Source organism: Paludisphaera sp. (assembly GCF_037189885.1).
Taxonomy (GTDB): domain Bacteria; phylum Planctomycetota; class Planctomycetia; order Isosphaerales; family Isosphaeraceae; genus Paludisphaera.
Genome location: NZ_JBBCIR010000046.1, coordinates 1 through 20,354, shown reverse-complemented (window position 1 = coordinate 20,354; position 20,354 = coordinate 1). Strand labels below are relative to the sequence as shown.

General features: G+C 71.4%; 14 protein-coding genes. 5 read left to right on the top strand and 9 right to left on the bottom strand.

Going from position 1 to position 20,354, the window contains the following annotated elements; all coding sequences use genetic code 11:
• Window positions 1–136 precede the first annotated feature (136 nt).
• From WG209_RS14900 to WG209_RS14885, 4 genes are all read right to left on the bottom strand, one after another.
• Complete coding sequence (locus tag WG209_RS14900; protein WP_337175853.1) at window positions 137–1,612, bottom strand: hypothetical protein; 1,476 nt, start codon at window positions 1,610–1,612, stop codon at window positions 137–139.
• 51 nt (window positions 1,613–1,663) lie between these two features.
• A complete protein-coding gene (locus tag WG209_RS14895; RefSeq protein WP_337175852.1) occupies window positions 1,664–2,863 on the bottom strand; it encodes a hypothetical protein in 1,200 nt (399 codons plus the stop codon).
• 90 nt (window positions 2,864–2,953) lie between these two features.
• The gene (locus WG209_RS14890; protein WP_337175851.1) at window positions 2,954–4,486 is read right to left on the bottom strand and encodes a class II fumarate hydratase; all 1,533 of its coding nucleotides are present in this window, start codon (window positions 4,484–4,486) and stop codon (window positions 2,954–2,956) included.
• Between the two features lie 77 nt (window positions 4,487–4,563).
• Window positions 4,564–8,937, bottom strand: coding sequence for a DEAD/DEAH box helicase (locus WG209_RS14885; RefSeq protein ID WP_337175850.1), 4,374 nt, complete (start codon window positions 8,935–8,937; stop codon window positions 4,564–4,566).
• 356 nt (window positions 8,938–9,293) lie between these two features.
• Here WG209_RS14885 and WG209_RS14880 point away from each other — a divergent pair, with 356 nt between their 5' ends.
• Window positions 9,294–10,373 carry a hypothetical protein gene (locus WG209_RS14880; RefSeq protein WP_337175849.1) on the top strand — a complete coding sequence of 360 codons (1,080 nt, stop codon included), beginning with the start codon at window positions 9,294–9,296 and terminating at the stop codon, window positions 10,371–10,373.
• Window positions 10,374–10,396: 23 nt separating this feature from the next.
• On the opposite strand, the gene WG209_RS14875 is transcribed toward WG209_RS14880, so the two are convergent.
• A complete protein-coding gene (locus tag WG209_RS14875; RefSeq protein WP_337175848.1) occupies window positions 10,397–11,581 on the bottom strand; it encodes a LysM peptidoglycan-binding domain-containing protein in 1,185 nt (394 codons plus the stop codon).
• A gap of 184 nt (window positions 11,582–11,765) precedes the next feature.
• Between WG209_RS14875 and WG209_RS14870 the strand changes: the two genes are divergently transcribed.
• Together WG209_RS14870 and WG209_RS14865 are read left to right on the top strand one after the other, a co-directional pair.
• The gene (locus WG209_RS14870; RefSeq protein WP_337175847.1) at window positions 11,766–12,098 is read left to right on the top strand and encodes a PadR family transcriptional regulator; all 333 of its coding nucleotides are present in this window, start codon (window positions 11,766–11,768) and stop codon (window positions 12,096–12,098) included.
• A gap of 23 nt (window positions 12,099–12,121) precedes the next feature.
• Window positions 12,122–12,715: a hypothetical protein gene (locus WG209_RS14865; protein ID WP_337175846.1), complete on the top strand. Its 594-nt coding sequence runs from the start codon at window positions 12,122–12,124 to the stop codon at window positions 12,713–12,715.
• Between the two features lie 21 nt (window positions 12,716–12,736).
• Here WG209_RS14865 and WG209_RS14860 read toward each other — a convergent pair whose 3' ends face one another.
• The 3 genes from WG209_RS14860 to WG209_RS14850 form a co-directional block, all read right to left on the bottom strand.
• Window positions 12,737–13,309: a Uma2 family endonuclease gene (locus WG209_RS14860; RefSeq protein WP_337175845.1), complete on the bottom strand. Its 573-nt coding sequence runs from the start codon at window positions 13,307–13,309 to the stop codon at window positions 12,737–12,739.
• An 85-nt stretch (window positions 13,310–13,394) separates the two neighbouring features.
• A complete protein-coding gene (locus tag WG209_RS14855; protein WP_337175844.1) occupies window positions 13,395–14,027 on the bottom strand; it encodes a Uma2 family endonuclease in 633 nt (210 codons plus the stop codon).
• Window positions 14,028–14,119: 92 nt separating this feature from the next.
• Window positions 14,120–15,406: a fatty acid desaturase gene (locus WG209_RS14850; protein WP_337175843.1), complete on the bottom strand. Its 1,287-nt coding sequence runs from the start codon at window positions 15,404–15,406 to the stop codon at window positions 14,120–14,122.
• A 382-nt stretch (window positions 15,407–15,788) separates the two neighbouring features.
• Here WG209_RS14850 and WG209_RS14845 point away from each other — a divergent pair, with 382 nt between their 5' ends.
• The gene (locus WG209_RS14845; RefSeq protein ID WP_337175842.1) at window positions 15,789–18,185 is read left to right on the top strand and encodes a hypothetical protein; all 2,397 of its coding nucleotides are present in this window, start codon (window positions 15,789–15,791) and stop codon (window positions 18,183–18,185) included.
• A 4-nt stretch (window positions 18,186–18,189) separates the two neighbouring features.
• Here the strand turns inward: WG209_RS14845 and WG209_RS14840 are convergent, their stop codons facing one another.
• A complete protein-coding gene (locus tag WG209_RS14840) occupies window positions 18,190–18,858 on the bottom strand; it encodes a CAP domain-containing protein (protein ID WP_337175841.1) in 669 nt (222 codons plus the stop codon).
• A gap of 569 nt (window positions 18,859–19,427) precedes the next feature.
• Here WG209_RS14840 and WG209_RS14835 point away from each other — a divergent pair.
• Window positions 19,428–20,249 carry a hypothetical protein gene (locus tag WG209_RS14835; protein ID WP_337175840.1) on the top strand — a complete coding sequence of 274 codons (822 nt, stop codon included), beginning with the start codon at window positions 19,428–19,430 and terminating at the stop codon, window positions 20,247–20,249.
• Window positions 20,250–20,354: the final 105 nt, after the last annotated feature.

Genomic DNA, 20,354 nt, shown 5'->3' with positions numbered 1-20,354 from the left:
CCGCCCGGCCGCCCCGTCGGCGGGAGCAGGTCGGCGATCAGCGCGAATTCCTCGTCCTTCAGCTCATAGCGTCGCGTCATCGCGGCCTCCCTGGTGAAGCCGCCATCGTAACGCTTTACGAGCCGTCAGACAGAACCTAGTCCTGGGGGAGCTTGGACGGCTTCACGGTCCGCGGGCCGGGCTTCATCTCGGACTTCGCGGCCTTGAAGGCGGCCTCCAGCAACGGCGCGGAAGCGGCGGGGGCGAAGCCCTCGACGACGGCGACGTCGGCGCCCCGGCGCTCGACCACGCGGCAGACGCCGTCGACCGACCGCCAGAGGGAATCGGGGATGTCGGCCGGCTGGAACTGGCCGTCTCCCATGCGGGTGGTCTGATACCGGGCGTAGGCCCGGGCGAACTCGCGGGCGTCGTCCTCGGAGTCCCAGGTGGTCATCCAGACGAGGGCGAGCTTGCCCTCTGGCCCCTCGAAGACGGCGTAGCGATCGCCGTCCCAGCCGGCGGCGGCGGCCTTGCCGTTGTGCTTGCGCAGGAGGACCGACGTCTGCATCTCCCCCATCACGTTCCGGGAGATCTCCTTCCAACCCTCGCCGGGGCTCAGCTCGCCCAGGTCGATCAGGACGGGGTAATCCGGCTCGGCCTTGTACTTGGCCGGGTGGAGGATCTGCTCGGTGGAGAGCGGCGGGTCGAGATAGGCGGCGTCGATCCCCTTCCACCCGTCGTCGTTGGCGAGCTTCGCGGCGAAGACCAGGCCCCGGATGTAGGGGAACAGCATGGACTCGGAGATGATCGGCGGGGCGTTCTTGAGCGTCTGGCCGCCGCCGAGGGAGGTCAGGAAGGGCATCATCAGTTCCATGCCGCGGCCCAGGCCCTCGGCGGGGAGCGCGATGATGTCCTCGCCCTCCCAGTCCTCCTGCCCGGCGGCCATCATGGCGAGGGTGGCCTCCCCTTCGATCAGGGCGGAGACGGCCAGCGAGTGGTCGTCGTTCTTCTTGGCCAGGGCGTGGAGTTCGTCCAGGTCGAAGTGCTGGTCGGACAGGGCGTGGGTCATCTCGTGGGCGATGACGGTCTTGTTCTCGTCCTTGTCGAACCCGCCGGTCTTGCCGAGGAAGCGCTCCAGGAACGTGGGGGGCTCGGCCTTCCTGGTCTCGGGCTCCTCGATCATGTACATGGTCTTCGTGCGGGGGTCGTAGTAGGCGGCGATCTCCTCGGAGTAGACCTGGACGAGGAACTGCTTGAGGTCGAGGTCCGGCGGGGTCATGCCGAAGGCGCGGTAGGCCTTCTCCATCCCCTCGAACTCGGCCGGGGTCATCTCCTCCTCGAACTCCTTCAGGAGCATGTCCTGGAGCTTCTCGCGCTTGGTGACGTCGCGCCGGACCTCGTGGACCCAGGGGATGCCGCGGAGGCGCGGGAGGATCTTCTCGAACGCCTCCTTGTAGCGGAGCTGGGCGTCATTGGGCTTCCCCTGGTCGGCCAGGGCGTCGCCGGCCTTGAGGATCTCGACCCCGGCCGCGACGTCCGGGTGGACGTCGGCGCCGGCGGCGCCGGCGGCGACGGCGAGGGTCAGGAGGGCGACGAGCGTCGTCGCGAGCGGGAAGGGCGAGCGGACGGGCATGGGGTTTTCCCTGGACGTCGATGGGTGGTTCGTCCGCTCGGGGGCGGCGTTTCAGCGGGCGGAGCGACGGTAGACGGGCGAGCGCGTCGGCGAGGGCGGCACCGGGGCCGCGGTCGCCGTCTCGACCGGGGTCGCGGCGGGGGTCAAGGGGATGCGCAGGAGTTGCCGGGCCGCCAGGACGCGGGCCTCGTCGGGAGAGCGGGGCCCCCCGCGAGCGTGGAGCGAGCGATTCAGGCGGTTGCAGAGGAAGTCGAGGACCACCGGCTCCGGGAGTCCCATCCGCCGCAGGATGTGGATCTCGGCCTCGCTGGTCAGCTTCCCCTTGTTGTACGACAGGATCGCGGTCGCCTTCTCGCGGGCGACGGGGTCGCTGGCCCGGCCGAACTGGTCGCAGAGGGCCTCGATGGCCCGGCCGGCGTCGGGGGCGTTCTCCTTCAGGATCACGCGCAACTGGTGGCGGAACTCGTCCCGCTCCTGCTCCACTCGCTGGACCGCCTCGATCTTCAGGCGCTCCAGATCCTCGGCCTGGCGTCGCTCCATCTCGGCCCGCTGGATGGCCTTCAACTCGGCCTCCTGGCGGATCCGCTCCATCATCTCCTCCTGCGTCGGCAGCGTCGCGTCGGCCGGCTTGGCCCGCTCGACGATGTCGGGAGCCGGCTCGGGGGCGGGAGCCGGCTCGGGCTCGGGAGCCGGCTCGGGCTCGGGTCGCGCGGCGGGGGCGAACGCGGGCGAAGCGGAGGCGATGGAGATCGGCGGGCGTCCCTCGGGGGCGGGATCGGGATCGGCCGGGGGCGCGTCCGGGGCCGTCCCGGGGGTCGCGGCGACGGGCCCGGCGGCCGGCGCGGCGGCGGGGGCCGGCTGCTGACGCGGGAGGGGGCGGCCTTCCAGGGTCAGGGGCAAGGGGAGCGGGGTCTGATCCTTGCCGAACGCGGCGTTGGCGGCGGCGAGGGCCACGGAGTCGTCCAGCTCGGCGATCGGGGCGGGGTCCGCCGGCACCGGCATGGGGTCCGCGGGGCGGGCCGTGGTCCCGGCGTAATTGTGATAGCCGATGAGAAGGGCGAGCGTGCCCACCAGCGCGATCGGCATCATCAAGGACGGGGGGAGGCCGCGGCTGCGATACTGGATCACGACCACCGGCTCGGGGGCGGGAGCCGTCTCCGGCGGTGGGGCCTTCGCCGATTCGGGATCGGCGGCGGGCGCGGCGGGGTCGAGCCAGGCGGCGTCGAGATCGAAATCCGGATTGTTGGTCATGAGAGGCCCCCTCGTGGTCTCGCGTCCCGGATCGTCCGATTGTCCACGACGCGAGGCCCCCCGCCCAGGGGAGTTTCCCGGAAACCACGCTCAGCCCCCCGCCCCTCCGGTCGAGCCCCGCTCCGTCTGCCGCCTCGGATCTAACAGGCGGTCGACCTCGTCCGTCGCCGGGAAACCGCCGTGCTCGCGGAGGACGTCGGCCGAGGCCGGCTCGCCCAGCCGCCGCGCGATCTCCTCCGGGTCGAGCCCGGCCATCGCGTGGGCGACCTCGCGCACCGTCGCCCCCTCGCGGTAGGCCGTCTTCGCCAGGGCCGAGGCGTTGTCGTAGCCGACCCTCGGCGCGAGCGCGGTGCACAAGGCCAGGCTCTGCTCGACGTGCTCGCGGCAGCGCTCCTCGTCGGCCTCGATCCTCGTGACGCCCTGGGCCTTCTGGTCCGCCAGGAACTCGCGAGCGTCCACGCACTTGTCGGTCAGGTGGTCGGCGGCCGCCGCCAGCAGCTCGATCGACTCCAGCAGGGCGTGGGCCATCACCGGCATCATCACGTTGAGGTCGAAGTCCGACCCCATCGCGTCGGACCAGGCGATCGTCGCGTCGTTGCCGATGACCCGCGCCGCGACCATCATCACCGCCTCGGGGATCACGGGGTTGACCTTCGCCGGCATGATCGAGCTGCCCGGCTGGAGCTCCGGGACGCGGATCTCGCCGATGCCGCAGCGCGGGCCGCAGGCCAGCAACCGGACGTTGTTCGCGATGTTCGACAGGCTGACGGCGATCGTCCGCAGCATCGACGACGCCTCGACCGCGGCGTCCCTGTTGGCCATCGCCTCGAAATAATTCGAGGCCGGCGCGAAGATGAGGCCGACCTCGCGCGACAGCGCCGCCGCCATGCGCTCGGGGAACTCGGCGTGGGTGTTCACCCCGGTCCCGACCGCCGTGCCGCCGATGGGGATCTCCGCCAGCGCCTCCGAGGCCCCGCGGGCGCGTCGGACGCCGTGCTCGACCTGCGACGCGTAGCCGGAGAACTCCTGCCCCAGCCGGATCGGCACGGCGTCCTGGAGGTGGGTCCGGCCGATCTTCACCACGCCGTCGAACGCCCCGGCCCGCTCGGCCAGCGCGTCGCGCAGCCGCTCCAGCGCGGGGATCAGCCGCCGCTCGATCTCCTCGCGCGCCGACAGGTGGATGGCCGTGGGGATGACGTCGTTGGACGACTGGCCCATGTTCACGGCGTCGTTGGGGTGGACCGGCGACCGCCCCCCCCGCTCCCCGCCGGCCAGCTCGTTCGCCCGGCCGGCGACGACCTCGTTGGCGTTCATGTTCGTGGAGGTGCCGCTGCCGGTCTGGTAGATCACCAGCGGGAACTGGTCGTCGAGCTTGCCGTCGGCCACTTCCCCCGCGGCCTGCTCGATCAGCCGGGCGAGATCCTCGTCGAGCAGCCCCAGCTCCGCGTTGACCCGCGCGGCCGACTTCTTGACGAGCCCCAGCGCCCGGAGGACCGGCCGGGGGAACCGCGCGCCGCCGATCTCGAAGTTCCGCCGCGCCCGCTCGGTCTGGGCGCCGTAATAGGCGTTGGCCGGCACTTCCATCGAGCCCATCGAATCGCGCTCGGTCCGGGTCGGCGGCATGGTCGGCATCTCCATCGTGCGGCGGGACGGGTTCTCCGCCCACCACTCGCATGAAAACGCCATGCCGCCCGGCGGCCTCAGAGGCCGCCGGGGGACCATGCGGCGTAGAACGTCATCGCGGGGAAGTCGCGGACGAGCCCCAGCTCGGCCAGCCGGGACGCGACGGGGCTGGAGACGGTCGGCTGGCCGTTGTACGTCTCCACCCGGAGCACGCGGCGGTCGGGCGAGGCCAGCTCCAGCACCCGCGCCAGCGCGGAATCCAGCTCCCCTTTCGAGGCCGACGCCAGCCCGGTCAGCCGCTTGCCGTGAGCCTCCAGGATCAGGACCGGACGGCCGCCGCGGAGGACCAGGAAGTTCCCCGCCCCGCGCGACAGCCGCGCCGTCCCCCCTTCCAGCAGGGGGACGTCCAGAGGGGCGCCGGCGCCGTAGAGGTTCGCCGGGTCGGACGCGGCGAGGAAGACCTCGGCGTCGTCCCGACCGGCACCCGAGGCCAGCGCCGCGAGCCCTTCCGAGGCCTCCTCGGTGGCGTACTGCACGCCCGAAAGCCCCTCCACGAAGTAGCCCCTGCGGACCTCGCCGCGCAGTTCCAGCCGGGCGAGATGGGGGTACAGGTCGCCCCACGGCGGGGCCCAGGGGTCCATCGCGACCGTCTCGCGGGCCAGGACGCCGTAGCGGCCGAACAGGGCGTCGATCCACGCCAGGGCGCGGGCCTCCGGGTCCTCGGCCGCCGGCGCGACGAGGTCCCACCGCCCTTCCGGCCGCGCGAGGTCGACCCGACGAGGCGACCGGCCGCGACGCCCCCCGCGAGAGGCCCCCGCCGCGGCGTCGAGCCCATCGAGCCCCCCGGGTCGGAGCGGATCGAAGCGGTCGTTGGTCGCCAGGCCCCGGAGCGTCAGCGAGCGGAGAGCGCGGCGGAGTTCGGTCGGCTCGATCCCCGTCGCCCGCGACAGGTCGGCCGCGAACGAGGCCCCGCGGCGGGCCAGGGCGTCCAGGACCGCTTGCTCGGCCTCGGCCAATGGCGCGTCCTCGCGCGGGGGCCAGCCGCCGGGGAATTCGCGAGGGACGATCGCGACGAGCGGCCCGTCCCCCTCGGCACGCCACGACCAGCCGCCGCGCGAGAGGGCCTCGTCGAGCGAGGCCGGGCGGAATCCCTCGACGCGGCGGGGGAGCAATTCGCCCTCCCACGACTCGGCCGTCGCGGCGAAGCCGTGGAGCACGTCCAGGGCGCGTCCCACCCCCTCGACCCCCGAGAGCCGCCCGGCGGGGTGGACGTGCTGGCGGCGGGCGACGAAGTCCGCGAAGACCTCCGGCGCGACGGCCACGCTCTCCCGCCGCCTACGCGCCACGGCCAGCCGCTGGACCTCCGCCAGGTTCTCGCGCTCGGCCCAGCGCGGGCCGTCCTCCCCCTCGACCCGGACCACGCCCTCCGACTCGACCCACTCCTCCAGCAGCCCCCGCGCGACCTCGGGCGCGACCGGGTAGCGCCGCAGGACGTCGGCCAGGCCGATCAGCGCGTGGACGCGGAGGAACCGCCGGACGATCGTCCGCAGCGCGTCGCCGTCGCCAGCGTCGAAGGCCGATTCGTAGAGCGGCCGTTCCTCGGCGAGGATCCAGCGCGAGGGCTCGGCCGCGCCTGGCATCTCGATGCGGACGGCCCTCCCCTCCCCTTCCAGCGCCTTCGCGAACGCCTCCATCGGGCCGGCGAGTTCGGACGGGGCCAGGTCGCCGAGCGCGCGCAGGGTCTCGGCCATCTCGTCGGCCGTGCGCGGGGGATGGCCGTGGCCGCGTAGGCGGTTCTCGACGCGGCCGACGGCCTGCTCGTCGAGCGCGCGGCCGGCTTCCAGCGAGTGCAGCAGGCCGTCGAGCAACGCCTCGTCGATCGTCGCGGTCGCGGCGGTATCGGACTTCCGCCGGGGCTCGTCCCACTCGTAGATATAAGTGCTCGTGAACTGGAACAGCAGCTCCGAGGCGAACGGCGAGGCCAGGTCGCCGGCGCGGGTCTCCACGCGGATCTCGCCCGCCGCGACGGCGTCCAGGAACTCGCGGAGCCGGGCGATCTGGAGGTCGTCGTCGAGGCACTCGCGGAAGGTCTCGACCACGATGGGATGGTCGGGGAACTTGCCGACGACGCCGAGCAGGTCCTTCGCGCGCAGCCTTTGGAGCCAAAGGGGCGTCCGCTTGGTCGGATCCGGCCGGGGCATCAGGAGAGCCCGGCCGGCGTTCTGGCGGAACCGCAGGCCGAACAGCGCCGTGTCGGGGAGCACTCGGCGGATCAGCCGCTCGGCCTCCGCGCCGTCGAGGCCGTCGAGGATGTCCAGCGGCGGGTCGTCCGTGCCGGGGAGCCGGAACAGCAGGCCGTCGTCGCCGTGCAGGCACGAGGCCGTGACGCCGTATCGATCCTGGATCCGGGCCACCAGCGCCAGCTTCAGGCCGAGGTGCATCCGGCCGTAGGGGGAGAGGACGGCCAGGGTCGTCTCGCCGGTCGGGTCGGGGAAGGACTCGACGAGGATCGTGCGATCATCGGGCACCACGCCCGCCAAACGGGCCTGCCTGCCGACGAATCGCGCCAGGAACCGCGCCGCGGGGGGCTCCAGCCTGCACCCGGCCTCGAGCCGCCCGAGCAGGCCGGGATCGTCGAGCCCCTCGGCGATCTCGCGGGAGAGCCGGCCGACGGCGAGGCCCAGCTCCATCGAGCGCGGGTTGGTCTCGCCGCGCCAGAAGGGGGTGACCACCTGGGAGCCGGCCGCCGGGCTGACCAGGACCTTGTGCACGTCGATGTGGTCGATCCGCCAGGCGCTATTGCCCAGCATGAAGGATTCGCCGACGCGGCGCTCGAAGACGAACTCCTCGTCCAGCTCCCCGAGCTTCGGCCCCCCTTCCCCGAGGTAGACCGGGTAGTGGCCGACGTCCGGGATGGCGCCGCCGCCGGCGAGGGCCAGCCGCGAGGTCCCCGGCAGCGGGGCCAGCCGATTGTGGACGCGGTCCCACGCCACCCGCGCGCGGAGGTCGCGGATCGATCCGGTGGAGTAGCGTCCGGAGACCAGGCTCAGCACGCGCTCGAACGCGTCGGCCGAGAGGTCGGCGAACGGGTAGGCGCGGCGCACGAGGTCGAACAGCTCGGGCACGTCCCACCGGTCCACGGCCACGCACGCGACGACCTGTTGCGCCAGGACGTCCAGGCAGTTGCGGGGGACGCGCAGGGGCTCCACGTCGGCGGCGAGCATCGCGCGGGCGAGGGCCGCGGACTCCAGCAGGTCGGCGGGGGTCTTGGCGATCAGCCGCCCCCGGCTCGTCCCGCCGACGAGGTGCCCCGACCGCCCCACGCGCTGGAGGCCCCGCGCCACGTTCCCCGGCGACTCCACCTGGCAGACGAGGTCCACGTCCCCCATGTCGATGCCCAGCTCCAGCGAGGCCGTCGCGACCACGGCGCGCAGCTCGCCGACCTTCAGCATCTCCTCGGTCGTCCGGCGCTCGTCCAGGCTGAGGCTGCCGTGGTGGGCGCGGAACGGCGGGGGCCCGTCGTCGTCATCGTCGGGGGCCTGGCGCTCGACGTCGCGCGTGGCGAGTTCATTGAGCCGCGCGGTCAGCCGCTCGACGGTCCGGCGGTTGTTCGCGAAGACGAGGGTGGATCGGTGCCGCTCGACCAGGTCCAGGACGCGGTCCTCGATCGCGGGCCAGACCGAGCCGGGGGGGCCGAGGCCGGCGTCGCCGAAGGGCCAGATGACGCTGAGGTCCATCGGCTTCCGGGAGCCGGCGTCGACGATCTCGACGGGCCGCCCCCCGCCGAGGTAGCGGGCCACCTCCTCCAGCGGCTTCTGGGTCGCGGAGAGGCCGACGCGGACGAACGGGCGGCCGGCCCCCAGCGCCTCAAGGCGTTCGAGCAGCAGCGCCAGGAAGACGCCGCGCTTGTTGCCGCATAGGGCGTGGATCTCGTCGACGACGACGTGGGAGACCTCGCGCAGCGTCTCGCGCGCCCGCGAGGTGAGCATCAGGTGGAGCGACTCGGGCGTGGTGATGAGGATCTCGGGGGGCTTGCGGAGCAGCCTGGCCCGCTCGTTCGGCGGGGTGTCCCCGCTTCGCACGGCCGTCGAGAGCGCCCGGAGGGGCATGCCGGACGCCTCGGCCTCGGCGAGGATCCCTTCCAGCGGCGTCTTGAGGTTGCGGTGGACGTCCGCGTTGAGCGCCTTCAGCGGCGAGATGTAGAGGATGCGGACGCCCCGCCCGCGCGCCGGCTCGCGCCAGAGGAGGTCGAGCCCGGCGAGGAAGGCGGCCAGGCTCTTGCCCGACCCCGTCGGCGCCGCGATCAGCGTGTTCCGCCCCGAGGCGATCGCCCGCCACCCCAGCCGCTGCGCCGGCGTCGGCTCCCCCAACGCGGAGCGGAACCACGCCGAGACCGGCGGCAGGAACAGCTCGAGGGAGTCGTCGCGTGCTGCCGGGAGCTTACGCCTCATGGGGCCTCAGCGAAGGGGACGCGGGGCGTCGGGTCCGGGCCGCGCGAGGCGGGCCCGCCCTCGATCCTACCCGATTCCGACCGCGCAGGGCAGGCGCGCGCCCCGACCCGCCTCCCTCCCCATTTCGCCCGTCGGCCCAGCCTCGACCGAGGCCTCCCGAAACAGCGGACCGAACGCAACGCATGCTTAATCCACGCAACATTACACGAAAACTGCCGTCCCCCAGATTAATGCACCGCCAAAGACCCAATAACTTCCTAATCCCACGAGACTCGGCTCCAGGGAACCTTGCCATGACCATCAAGTGCTGGCCCAAACTACTTGCAAAACATCTTAAACGATCGCCCATCAATTTCTTGATCCGAAATCTCGTCGAATGGCGGCCACTCACCGACCCGGTCGAAGGCTACACGGTCGTCATGGGCTGCATGGGCGCAATGGAACGCGTCGCCATCGCCAACCTAAAGGCGATCGGGGAGCAAGAGGCGGACAACCTGGTCGAGCTGATCCTGGTCTTCGACGGACCGGTCGAGGAGGTCTCCCGCGCGGTTCGCGACGAGATCGAGTCGCATCCCCTGCGGGACAGGATCCGACTGGCGGGCTATGGCCCCATTCAGTACCGCGTCGCCAGGCTGATCAACTGGGCGTGGGTCTACTGCTGGCTGTCCTGGGTGATCGCGATCGGCCTGGTCAGGTCGCGCGCCGTCATCGTCCACGACCTTGACGCCATCCCGATCCGCCGCGACTTCTTCGAGCGACTCTACCTCGAATGGCGAGAGTCGGGGGCCCAGTTCCGCGGTGTTCGCTGGTATCGGGGCGGCGGCGTGACCGATGAGATGGGGATCCCCACCACGTTCGAGCTGGTGCTGGACGCCGTCCATTTCCGGGGGAACCACCGGCCCTTCGACGCGTTCAACAAGACGAAGCTCGTCGGCGGGAAGGTCGTCGATTTCGACACCTTCCTCTGGGTGGAGTGGCAGGCACCCGGGCGCGAGATCGGGCCCGTGGAGGAGTCCGAGCTGATGCACCCGTCGCAGCTGATCTGCGACTACATGGGGGTCGTCACCGGCCGGAAGGCCCTCGCCGGGCGTGGGCACTCGCTGGCGATGCTCCCCTATTACCATCACCTCGGGGGCGAGGACCGGGCGCTGCGGCAGGCGACCGCGGCGCTGGCCGACCCGTCCGCCTCCTCGTTCCCCCTCGATGGGCGCGACCTGGCGGTCGACGGCTGCTCGCCGGCCCACTGGGCCTGGATGGAGAAGCTGATCCGCCTCGCCGAGCACGGCCTCTTCGGCCGCGTGCGCCCGGAAGTCGAGGCCTTCCTGGAACCGTTCGCCAGGCGCGCGGGGAAGGTGGTGGAGGCCGAAGTCGAAGTCGGTGTCGAACTCGGGGTCCGAGCCGAGGTCGGGGCCGAACTCGTCGAACTTGCCGCCTGACGACGGGCCGGATCCGGCCGTCGTCAGGGCCTGGCGGCCGGCGGCGGGAGGATCAGGCACTGGCCGACGCGCGGGCGGCCTTCCTTGCTCAGCGCGTCGCGGTTCAGGGACATGATCTCCAGGGCCTTGCGCTCGTCGCCGCATTTCTCGCGGGCGATGATCCGCAGCGTGTCGTCGGGGCGGACGACGTGGACGGCGACGCCGCCGGAGTCCGGCGAGCCCGGCGCGGGCTCCGTCTCGGAGTGCGACGCGCGCTCGACGTTCGGGTCGCGACGTGGCCCGGCCGGCTCCAGATCCGGGAGCACGGCGCGGATCGGCCCGGCCAGGACCATGCGCGGCTCCAGCTCGCCCAGGCCCGGCACGACCAGCGACTTCCCTTCCACCAGCGCGTCGGGCCAGGCGACGCGGTCGCGATTGGCCCACCAGAGGGCGCGTGAGTAACGGCCGTCGCCGTAATACTTCCTCGCCAGCCCCTCGAACGTATCCCCCTTCGCGACGACGTGCTTCGACGGGCCGGTCGCGTCGGCCTGGACGGCCCCGGCGCGCGAGACCTCGGCGTCGCGCGGCGGCTTCGCCTCGGCCCCCGACCTGGGCCAGGGGGAATGCACCGGGCCGACCACCACCGGCTCGCCCTCCGCCAGCGCCCCGAGGAAACCGCCGGAATCGAGCGTCATCGCGGACGAGCCAGGCGCGAGGGACCGTGGCATGTCGCCGGGCGTCCCGGCCCCGGTCGGGATGGCCCCGGGACCGACCGCCGTCGGGGGGGTCGAGGCATGGACGTGCTCATGCTCGTGCTGGCGGCCGACGCCCAGCATCCTCCCGATCGCGGCGAAGGGGGCTAGGCGGGAGGCCGTCGGGGGCGTCGGATGCGCGGCGGCCGTCGGGGCGGGCGGTCGCGAGGGGCCGATCACCACCTTCGGCGCGGCGGGCTGGTCGGGGCGGCTCAGCGCGATCGCGCCGTTCGAGCCGCTGACGATCAGCGAGCCTTCGCCATGGGGCCCCGAGGAGACGATGTGGATCGTGCCGTCGACCTTCTCGACGACGCTGACGAGCTTCAGCAGCTCGGAGATCGTCACCTTGTCGAAGTCGACGGTGATCGTCCCGTGGACCTTCCCCGGGGCCTCCTCCTGGGCGCCGGCCCGCCCGACCGTCGCGAGCGCCAGGCCCAGCGCCAGCAGGCCCATCGTGTTGCGTCGAGAACGGTTCAAAGGTCTTCCTCGCCCGAATTCGCCCCGCCGCCGCGCGACCGCCGCACGGCCCCCTGGTCTGATTTCGGCATCGGGCCGCGCCGGACTTAAGGAATGCGCCGGTCGCGCGGGCCCTCGCGCCTTGACAACCAGGCTGGACCCGGTACTCTGCAATGCGAGGTAGAGACCGGAAAGGGGGGCGGGGATGGGTCCGTGGGAGACGCAGTTGCGCAAGGGCCTGGTGGAGCTGGCCGTGCTGGCGACGATGGTCGACGGCGAGGCGTACGGCTACGGGATCGTGGAGCGGCTGCGGGGGCTGGAAGGGCTGGAGTTCACGGAGAGCACGGTCTACCCGGTGCTGGCGCGGCTGGCCCGCGACGGCTTCCTGACGATCCGCGCCGAGCGGTCGCCGTCGGGGCCGATGCGGCGCTACTATCGCCTGACGCCGGCGGGGGAGCGGCGACTGCGGGAGATGTCCGACGGCTGGCGGGCGGTGTCCGCGAGCCTGGCCACCTTACTTGAAGGGGCGCGAGGATGAGCACGATGGAGATGAGCGCGACCATGAACGCGAACCGAGCGTTGATCGACGCCCGCCTCGACGCCATCGACCGGGCGCTGCTCGGCCGGGTCTCGCGGGCCGAGCGGCTGGACGTCGTCGGCGAGGTGGAGTCCCGCATCGACGAACTCCTGCGCGAGCGTTGCGGCCCCGGCGCCGAGCCCTCGCGGGATGACGTGCTGGCGGTCCTGGCCCGGCTCGACCCGCCGGAAGCCTACCTGGGGGACGAGCCGGCCTCATCTCCACCGATACTTCGCGAGCCGAACGTCGCGCCGCGGATGAGCGGGGCGGCGTCCCCGTCGGCGGTCCTCGAGCGCCGAGCCTGGCGGAGCGGCATCTTCGGCGTCCTGGCCATCTCCGCGACGGCCATGGCCGCGCTCTGCCTCGCACTTAGCTTGGCGGCGCAATCGCTGTCCTTCTTCGTGGTGGGATTCGGGGGCGGCACGCTGATCGGCCTCGCCTGCGGCATCAGCGCCGTCGCGTTGTCGGCCGCGAGCCGATGCCGAACAGGGTGGGGCATCACCGGGCTCGTCCTGGGGGTCATCTCAACCCTTCTGACGCTGCTGGCGACCATCTTCTTCGTGGCCGAACTCAGTTGACGCCCCGAAGTCGGGCCGGGGTCAATCCTCGAAGATCTCGGCGAGGTCCAGCGTGAAGCCCGGCAGCACGTCCTCGCCCGAGAGCGACTTGGGCGCGGCGAGACGTTCCACCTCGCGGCCGGGCCGGTGGATCTCCACGGCCTTCGTCTCCGGGTCGATCAGCCACGCCAGGCGAACGCCGTTGGCGACGTAGCCGGCCATCTTGGCGCGCAGCTCGTCCAGCGGGTCCGACGGCGAGCGGATCTCCGCGGCGAAGTCGGGGACGGCGCGGGAGAACTTGCGGCGCTCGCGGCGGTCCAGCGCGTCCCACGCCTCCTGGCGCATCCACGAGGCGTCCGGCGCGCGGATCGAGCCGTCGGGCAGCGTGAAGCCGGCCGACGGGCTGAACGTCTTGCCCAGCCTGGCCGCCTTGTTCCAGGTGGCGAGTTGGAATCCCAGTTCCGCCTCCCTCCCACCGCTGTCAGGCGAGGCCGGCGCCATCACGATCAAGCCTCCGTCGGCTTCCAGTTCTAGCCGCATGTCCCGGTTCGCGGCGCACAGCCTCTCGAAGCCGTCGGCGTCGACGATCAGCCGGACGTCGGGGGGGATGAGCAAGGACGGTGATGAGCCTCCGATGGCCCCCGCCCGCTCCCGTTCGATCGTGGCCGAAGACATCTCCACCTCCCTTCCCGCGACCGGTTCATCCTTCAAATATATCGGCGAGGTCCAGCGTGAAGCCCGGCAGCACGTCCTCGCCCGAGAGCGTCTTGGGCGCGGTCAGCCGCTCCGGGTCGCGGCCGGGGCGGTACACTTCCACCGCCTTCGTCTCCGGGTCGATCAGCCACGCCAGGCGCACGCCGTTGGCGATGTAGCCGGCCATCTTGGCTCGGAGATCGTCCAGCGAGTCCGACGGCGAGCGGATCTCGGCGGCGAAGTCGGGGACGGCGCGGGAGAACTTGCGGCGTTCGCGGCGGTCCAGCGCGTCCCACGCCTCCTGGCGCATCCACGAGGCGTCCGGCGCGCGGATCGACCCGTCGGGCAGCGTGAAGCCGGCCGTCGCCCCGAACACCTTGCCCGACTTTGAGATCCTGTTCCACGCTTCCAGTTGGAATGCCAACTGGAGCTCCCTTCCGCTCCCGTCGGGCGAGGCCGGCGCCATCACGATCAAGCCTCCGTCGGCCTCAAGTTCCAGTTGCATGTCCCGGTTCGCGGCGCACAGCTTCTCGAAGCCGTCGGCGTCCGTGATCAGCCGGACGTCGGGGGGGATGGCGAGGGACACGGCCGCGTCGCGATCGGGGGCGGTTCGGGGGCGTCCGGTCGTGACTGTCGCCATCGGAGGGCCCTCCCGTGTCGGCGTTGGCGCTGGGGTCTCGCCTTCCATTGGGGCCTCGACCGCCCGCGGCCGTCAAGCCGGGGACGCCCCCGTCAGTGCCCGCCCGTCGCCATGAGGGGCGGGAACTCCTTGGTCATCTCCTCAAGGATCGTGGGATGGTCGCTGTCGCCCCGGAAGGTGCCGTGGCATTCGACGACATGGCGGCGGTACGCCTCGTGGTGGGTCTTCAGCAGTTCGTGCAGGGCGCCGAGCCGGTAGTGAGGGATGGTCGGGAAGAGATGGTGGGGGATGTGCATGTCCTGGCCGTAGATGAACACGGCCCAACGCGTGAAGGGGTCGACGAAGAAGACCCGCGAGTTCGTCAGCCGGCCGGAGTCGGCGTTGGAATGCTGGTATACGTCGCGAAGCAGCATGAAGAACGGGAACGTCGAGACCAGCGGCAGGAACCACAGGAGCGCCGCGTACAGCGCGGAGCGGCCCTCGGTGCCCCATCGCGACATCGCCAGGGCCGCCAGGACGATCGTGAAGAACCACAGCCGCGCCGAGCCCGCGAACCGCTCGGAATACGCCTGGCGGAACGGCGACCGGAACACGAACCGATCCGGCAGCGCGTAGGCCCCCGCCGTCCCCAGCAGGCCCCCCGCCAGCGCCACGGGGACGATCCACTCGACCCGGCCGGTCGAGGTCAGGGCGAAGAATACGGCGTTGATCGCCACGACGTAGGCGACGCCCAGGCAGGTGGAGAGGCGGGGGACGTAGATGTCGAACCGCCCCCCCCGCGCCGTGCCGTGGTAGATGCTCCGCCCCTTGCCGAAGGTGTTCACCGTCATGTAAGCGAACTGATATTCGACGAACCGCAGCGGCGCGGAGACCATGCAGAAGTAGACCAGGGCGATGAACCGTTCGCGGGTCATCGGGAACTCGAAGGCGCGCTTGCCCCGGCCGAGGTTCAGCAGGTCGGGGTCCTTCTCCGGGTCGTTGGTGTGCTGGTGGTGCGCCATGTGGAAGACGCGGTAGAAGTGCACCGACGTGAGGATCGGGAACATGCAGAAGACGTCGGCCACCAGGTCGTTCGCCGTCCGGTTGCGCAGGAAGGAGTAGTGCGACGACTCGTGCCCCAGCCCCGCCAGCCGGTGCTGCAAGGCCCCGACCAGGATGATCGCCAGGCCGAAGACGGGGACGTTCCACCACCAGGACAGTCCCCAGCCCCCCCTCCACTCGGCGAACGCGACCGCCCCGCCGATCGCCAGGATCAGGCAGGCGTACTCGCGCGCCAGGTAGAGGAGGTTGGTGACGTTGTCCGGCCGCCTCAAGTCCATGATCCGCCGCTGTAGGTCGACGTCGCCGAACGTCGGACGCGCGGGATCGATAACACTCATCCTGACTCCCCTCCAGGCCGTCGGGCCAAGCCCCCGCGCCGAACCCCGCCCGCACACCGGGACGTCCCTCACTTGGATCGGGATCCCGGACCGCCCATTCCACTTATTTTACCTGTTTCCCCAAAATTCCTGAAAGGTGAATCGTCGGCGCGCGTTGAAGCGCGGGGACGTGGATCATGCGAGGAAGTCCCGTGCCGGGCGGATTCTCTCGTCCAGCCTGGGGGCGCTTCACGTCCCTTCCCCCATGGTGGGCCGGGTGAATTCGCCGGTCCGATCGACGCGCCGGCCGCTTCATCCGGAGGGGCGATCGTGCGAGAATCGGGGCCCCGGGCCGGGCTCGCCGTGGGCCTGGCCCGGGGATCCATCCCCGGGAGGTTCCGACATGGCCCCGCGTCCCGCCATCCGCTCCCTTGTCGCGTCGTCGCTGGCGATCCTCCTCGGCTGCCCCGCGGCGGCGGCGCCTCCAGACAGCCAGGTCGCCAAGGCCGTCGTTCGCGCGGTCGAAGGGGCCCCGAACCGGCTCGGGGAAGGGCCGTGGGTGCCGTTCGGCGACGGGTTCGCGGCCGATGGGGACGTCCTGGTCTGCGACAACGGCGCGTCGGCCGACGCCCGGCGCGGGGCGACCCGACGCGTCGTGCTGAATCAGGAGCGGCCGACGCCGATCGTCGCGACGTCGTGGAGCAAGGCGGAGGGGATCTCAGGGAGCGCCGACGCCGATTACGCCCTTTACCTCGATCTGGTCTATGACGACGGCACGCCCGTCTGGGGCCAGTCCGCCCCCTTCCGCGTGGGCACGCACGACTGGCAAGAGGCCCGCGTGACGTTCATCCCGGAGCGTCCGATCAAGGAGCTGTCATTCAACCTGCTGATGCGGAACCACGCCGGCAAGGCGATGTTCAAGGACGCCAGGCTGGAAGAGGTGGGCGCCGGCACCGGCGCGGTCTTCGACGGCGTGCCGGTCGTGGCGCGTGGGCCGGCCGTCGAAGGCTTCCAGATCCGCGACGTCGCCGCCGACGGCGATTTCGTCCACATCCAGCGGGAGGCGCTCGGGATCGAGTTGGACCGGAAGCCGTCGGCCGACGGCGTGTTCGACGTGACGATCCGCGACACGACCGGCGGCGACCGCGCCGTCACGCTCCTGTACGCGATGCCGATCCCGGCCGAGGGGGTGCGATGGCTCGACGACCCGAGGCGCTCGGAGGAGGTGGAGTCGGGGCGTGAGTACGTGAAGGCGTCGACCCATCACTTCCGCGTCGGGGCGAGCGGTCGGCTGTCCTCCTACCCGTTCGGGGCGGTCGTGGAGGGCTCTCGTGGCCGGGCGATCGGCCTGGACATGAGCCGGCCGGCCTTCTTCCGCGTGGGCTGCAACGGGGGATCGCGCGAGCTGTTCATCGCGTTCGACGTCGGCCTGACCCCGGAGAAGCCCGAGGCCCGGCTGACGTTCCGCGCGTTCGATTTCGACCCGGCCTGGGGCTTCCGCTCGGCGCTCGACGCCTACTATCGCCTGTTCCCGGAGGCGTTCGAGAGGCGGGTGTCGGAGCAAGGGTTGTGGATGCCCTTCACCAAGATCAGCTCGGTCGAGGGCTGGCGGGATTTCGGCTTCCGGTTCAAGGAAGGCAATGACGAGGTCGCCTGGGACGACGCCAATGGCATCCTGACGTTCCGCTACACCGAGCCGATGACCTGGTGGATGCCCATGCCGGCCGACATGCCGCGCACGATCGAGGCCGCCTCGGCCGAGGCGAGGCGGCAGGCCGGGGCGCCCAACGCCAGGGCCGCGGCGAAGGCGTGGGAGTCCAGCGTGTTCCACGACCGCGACGGCCAGCCCGTCGCCCTGTTCCGCGACGAGCCGTGGAACCGGGGCGCAGTCTGGAGCATGAACTCCACCCCCGGCCTCGCGCCCGACGACGACTTCTCGGCCAAGTGGAATCCCCGGCTCCAGGAGAGGCTCTACGGCGAGGGGCGTCGCGGCGGCGATCTGGACGGGGAGTACATCGACTCCAGCGAGGGCTACGTCACCGACGAGATGGACTTCCGCCGCGACCACTTCGCGAAATCCGAGGCCCCGCTCTGCTTCTCGCGGGAGGACCGCCGCCCCTGCGTCTTCCGGGGGACGATCGCCTTCGAATACGTCCGGGGCATCGAGCGCGACGTCCACGCGGCCGGCAAGCTGATGATGGCCAACGCCACGCCCGACCGCCTCTGCTGGCTCGCCCCCCTGCTCGACGTGCTGGGGACCGAGTCCAACTGGAACAGCGGCGGGCGCTGGCGGCCGATGTCCGACGCCGACCTGCTGCTCCGCCGCGCCCTCTGCAAGGGGAAGCCGTTCTGCTTCCTGATGAACACCGACTTCGACCAGCTCGGGCCGGACAAGGTCGAACTCTACATGCGGCGGGCCGTCGCGTACGGGATGTTCCCCAGCTTCTTCAGCCACAACGCCTCGGACGGGGCCTACTTCACCCGCCCGGAGCTGTACAACCGCGACCGGCCGCTGTTCAAGAAGTACGTCCCGCTGGCGAAGCTCGTCGCCGAGGCCGGATGGGAGCCGATCACGAAGGCCCGGTCGAGCGACGACCGCGTCTACGTCGAACGTTTCGGCGACCGCTACCTCACGGTCTTCAACGACTCGCGGGAGGAGCGGCGGGCGACGATCACCCTCGACGTCCCGAACGCCGGCGATGGCCGGGAACTCGTGCAAGGCCGGGCGACCGCCTGGAGCGACGGCCGCCTCGACCTGACGTTGGAGCCCGAAGGGCTCGCGGTGCTGGAATTGCCGTGAGGCCTCAGCGGGCGTTCATCGTCCAGTAGGGGCCGGGGCCGAAGGCGATGCCGAAGGTGGTGGCCGAGGGGGAGAGCATGTTCTCGCGGTGGCCGGGGGAATTCATCCAGCCGGCGGCGGCGGAGTTGGCGTCGCTGTAGTTGTACGCGCAGTTCTGGGTGCCGGTCGGATTGACGTGGTGGCCCAGGCCGCGGCGGCACTGCTCGGCGTTGTTCTGCTGGGCCCAGGAAGACAGCGACGGGTCGTAGGCCAGCGGGTGCAGGCCGGCGGCGGCCCGGATCCGGTTCAGGATGTTCGTGAAGCCGTAAGGGTCCCCGCCGGCGTGGTATTCGTGCGCCGGGGCGGCCTCCGGGGCCTCCTGGTAGACGACCACCTGCTGGGCGACGGCCTCGGCGGGCTGGGCGACGGCCTCGGCGGCCTGGGCGACCGGCTCGGCCTCGACTTCGGCCCACTGGACCTGGGCGTAGGTGTACTCGTAGGCCGGCTCGGCCGCGATCGCGACCGTCGCGGGCTGGGCGTGGACGTGATGATGATGGTGCTGGTGGGCGGCGGGCTGCTGTTCGCGGCGGAAGAAGCGCGAGATCGGGCCCGAGGCGGCCTCCTGGGCGGCGACGGTGGAGGCGGAGGCGGAAAAGAGGAGCATCAGGATCCAGGGGGAGCGGAGCCTCGACATGGATATCCTGCCTTTCTCGGATGAAGACTCTATGGGCGTACCGCGATCGCCCCGGCCGATCCGCCCCCTTCGGGAGGAGGGGGTCGGAGGCCGGTCCCGGCGGGCCGGGGCGTTCGGGATGCGGACGGAGGAGGAGCCGAAGCGGAGCTATGTAGCGAGACTGTCGGCCGGGCCGCGAGGTCGTTGGACGACGGCGGCCCTCGTGGGAGACGGCACCTCAAAAAGCAACCAGCGCGCCAATGCCGAGATGGAACCCAAAATTCCAAAACGACTTACGGTCGAACCAATCGTAGCGGTCGCGCCGCCGCGCCGGGCGGCCATCAGGCCGGCGAGGGGCTCGCGGGCGAAGCGAAATTACAATTCAAGTCAAAATCCGCCCGCCGGCGACGAACAACCCTTTTAGGGGGATCGCCCGGCCGCCCGGAGGCGGGGCCGGACGGCGACCCGCCCGATGCGACGACCGGCCGCCGCGATCAATAATCACGCCGGGGCGTCGAATCACTTGTGTCGGGCGGATCGATCCGAGCGAGGTCGGACGCCCCAGGCCCCCGGCCCATAGGAGACTCAGCATGGCCTGCTCGTTGATCAAGAAGTCGGTGATTGGCGCGGCCCTCGGCGCCGGGACGCTGTTCCTGGTGTTCGGCTCGCACGCCCCCAGCTACGTGAAGACGGCCTTCAAGAAGGTCCGCCACGACGCACGCGACATGGTCCCCCTGCCGTTCGACATCGAGCGAGCCCGGCAGGAGATCGCCGACCTGGAGCCGGCGATCACCGACAACATGGAGCGGCTCGCCCGCGCCGAGGTCGACGTCGAGCACCTCGACCGGGAGATCGCCGCGATCCGCAAGAACATGGAAGGCGAGAAGACGGCTATGCTGACGCTCCGGGAGAGCCTCAAGTCGGGCGAGTACCGCCTGGCCGGGCATGGCCGCGTGGCGTACACCGAGGACGAGGTCAAGAACGACCTGGCCCGCCGCTACGACTCCTACGGCAACGTGAAGAAGATCCTGGAGGCCAAGGAGTCCACCTACAAGGCCAAGCAGAGCGAGGTCGTCGCGTTCCGCAAGCAGCTCACGACGATGATGGCCCAGAAGAAGACGCTGACGGCCAAGCTCGACGAGATCGAGGCCCGGCTGCGCCAGATCGAGGCGACCGAGGCCACCAAGGACGTGCAGCTCGACGGCAGCGCCCTGGCCCACGCCAAGGAGACCGTCACCGGGCTGGAGAAGCGCCTGGAGGTCCTGGCCCGCAAGGCCGAGATGGAAGGCCGCTACGCCGAGGTCGGGGTGCCGGTGGAGATCGCCCCGGGCCGCGACGTGATCCAGGAGATCGACGCCGAGTTCGCCCCGGCGGAGCCGACGGTCGAGAAGACCTCGGGCAAGAGCCTCTGATCGGGACGGACGGCGGGCCGACGGACGGGAGCCACGAGGCCGGACGGACGCCCACGCGGCCCCGTCCGGCCTCGCCCCGGCCGGCCCGACCCGTCCCGGCGCCGC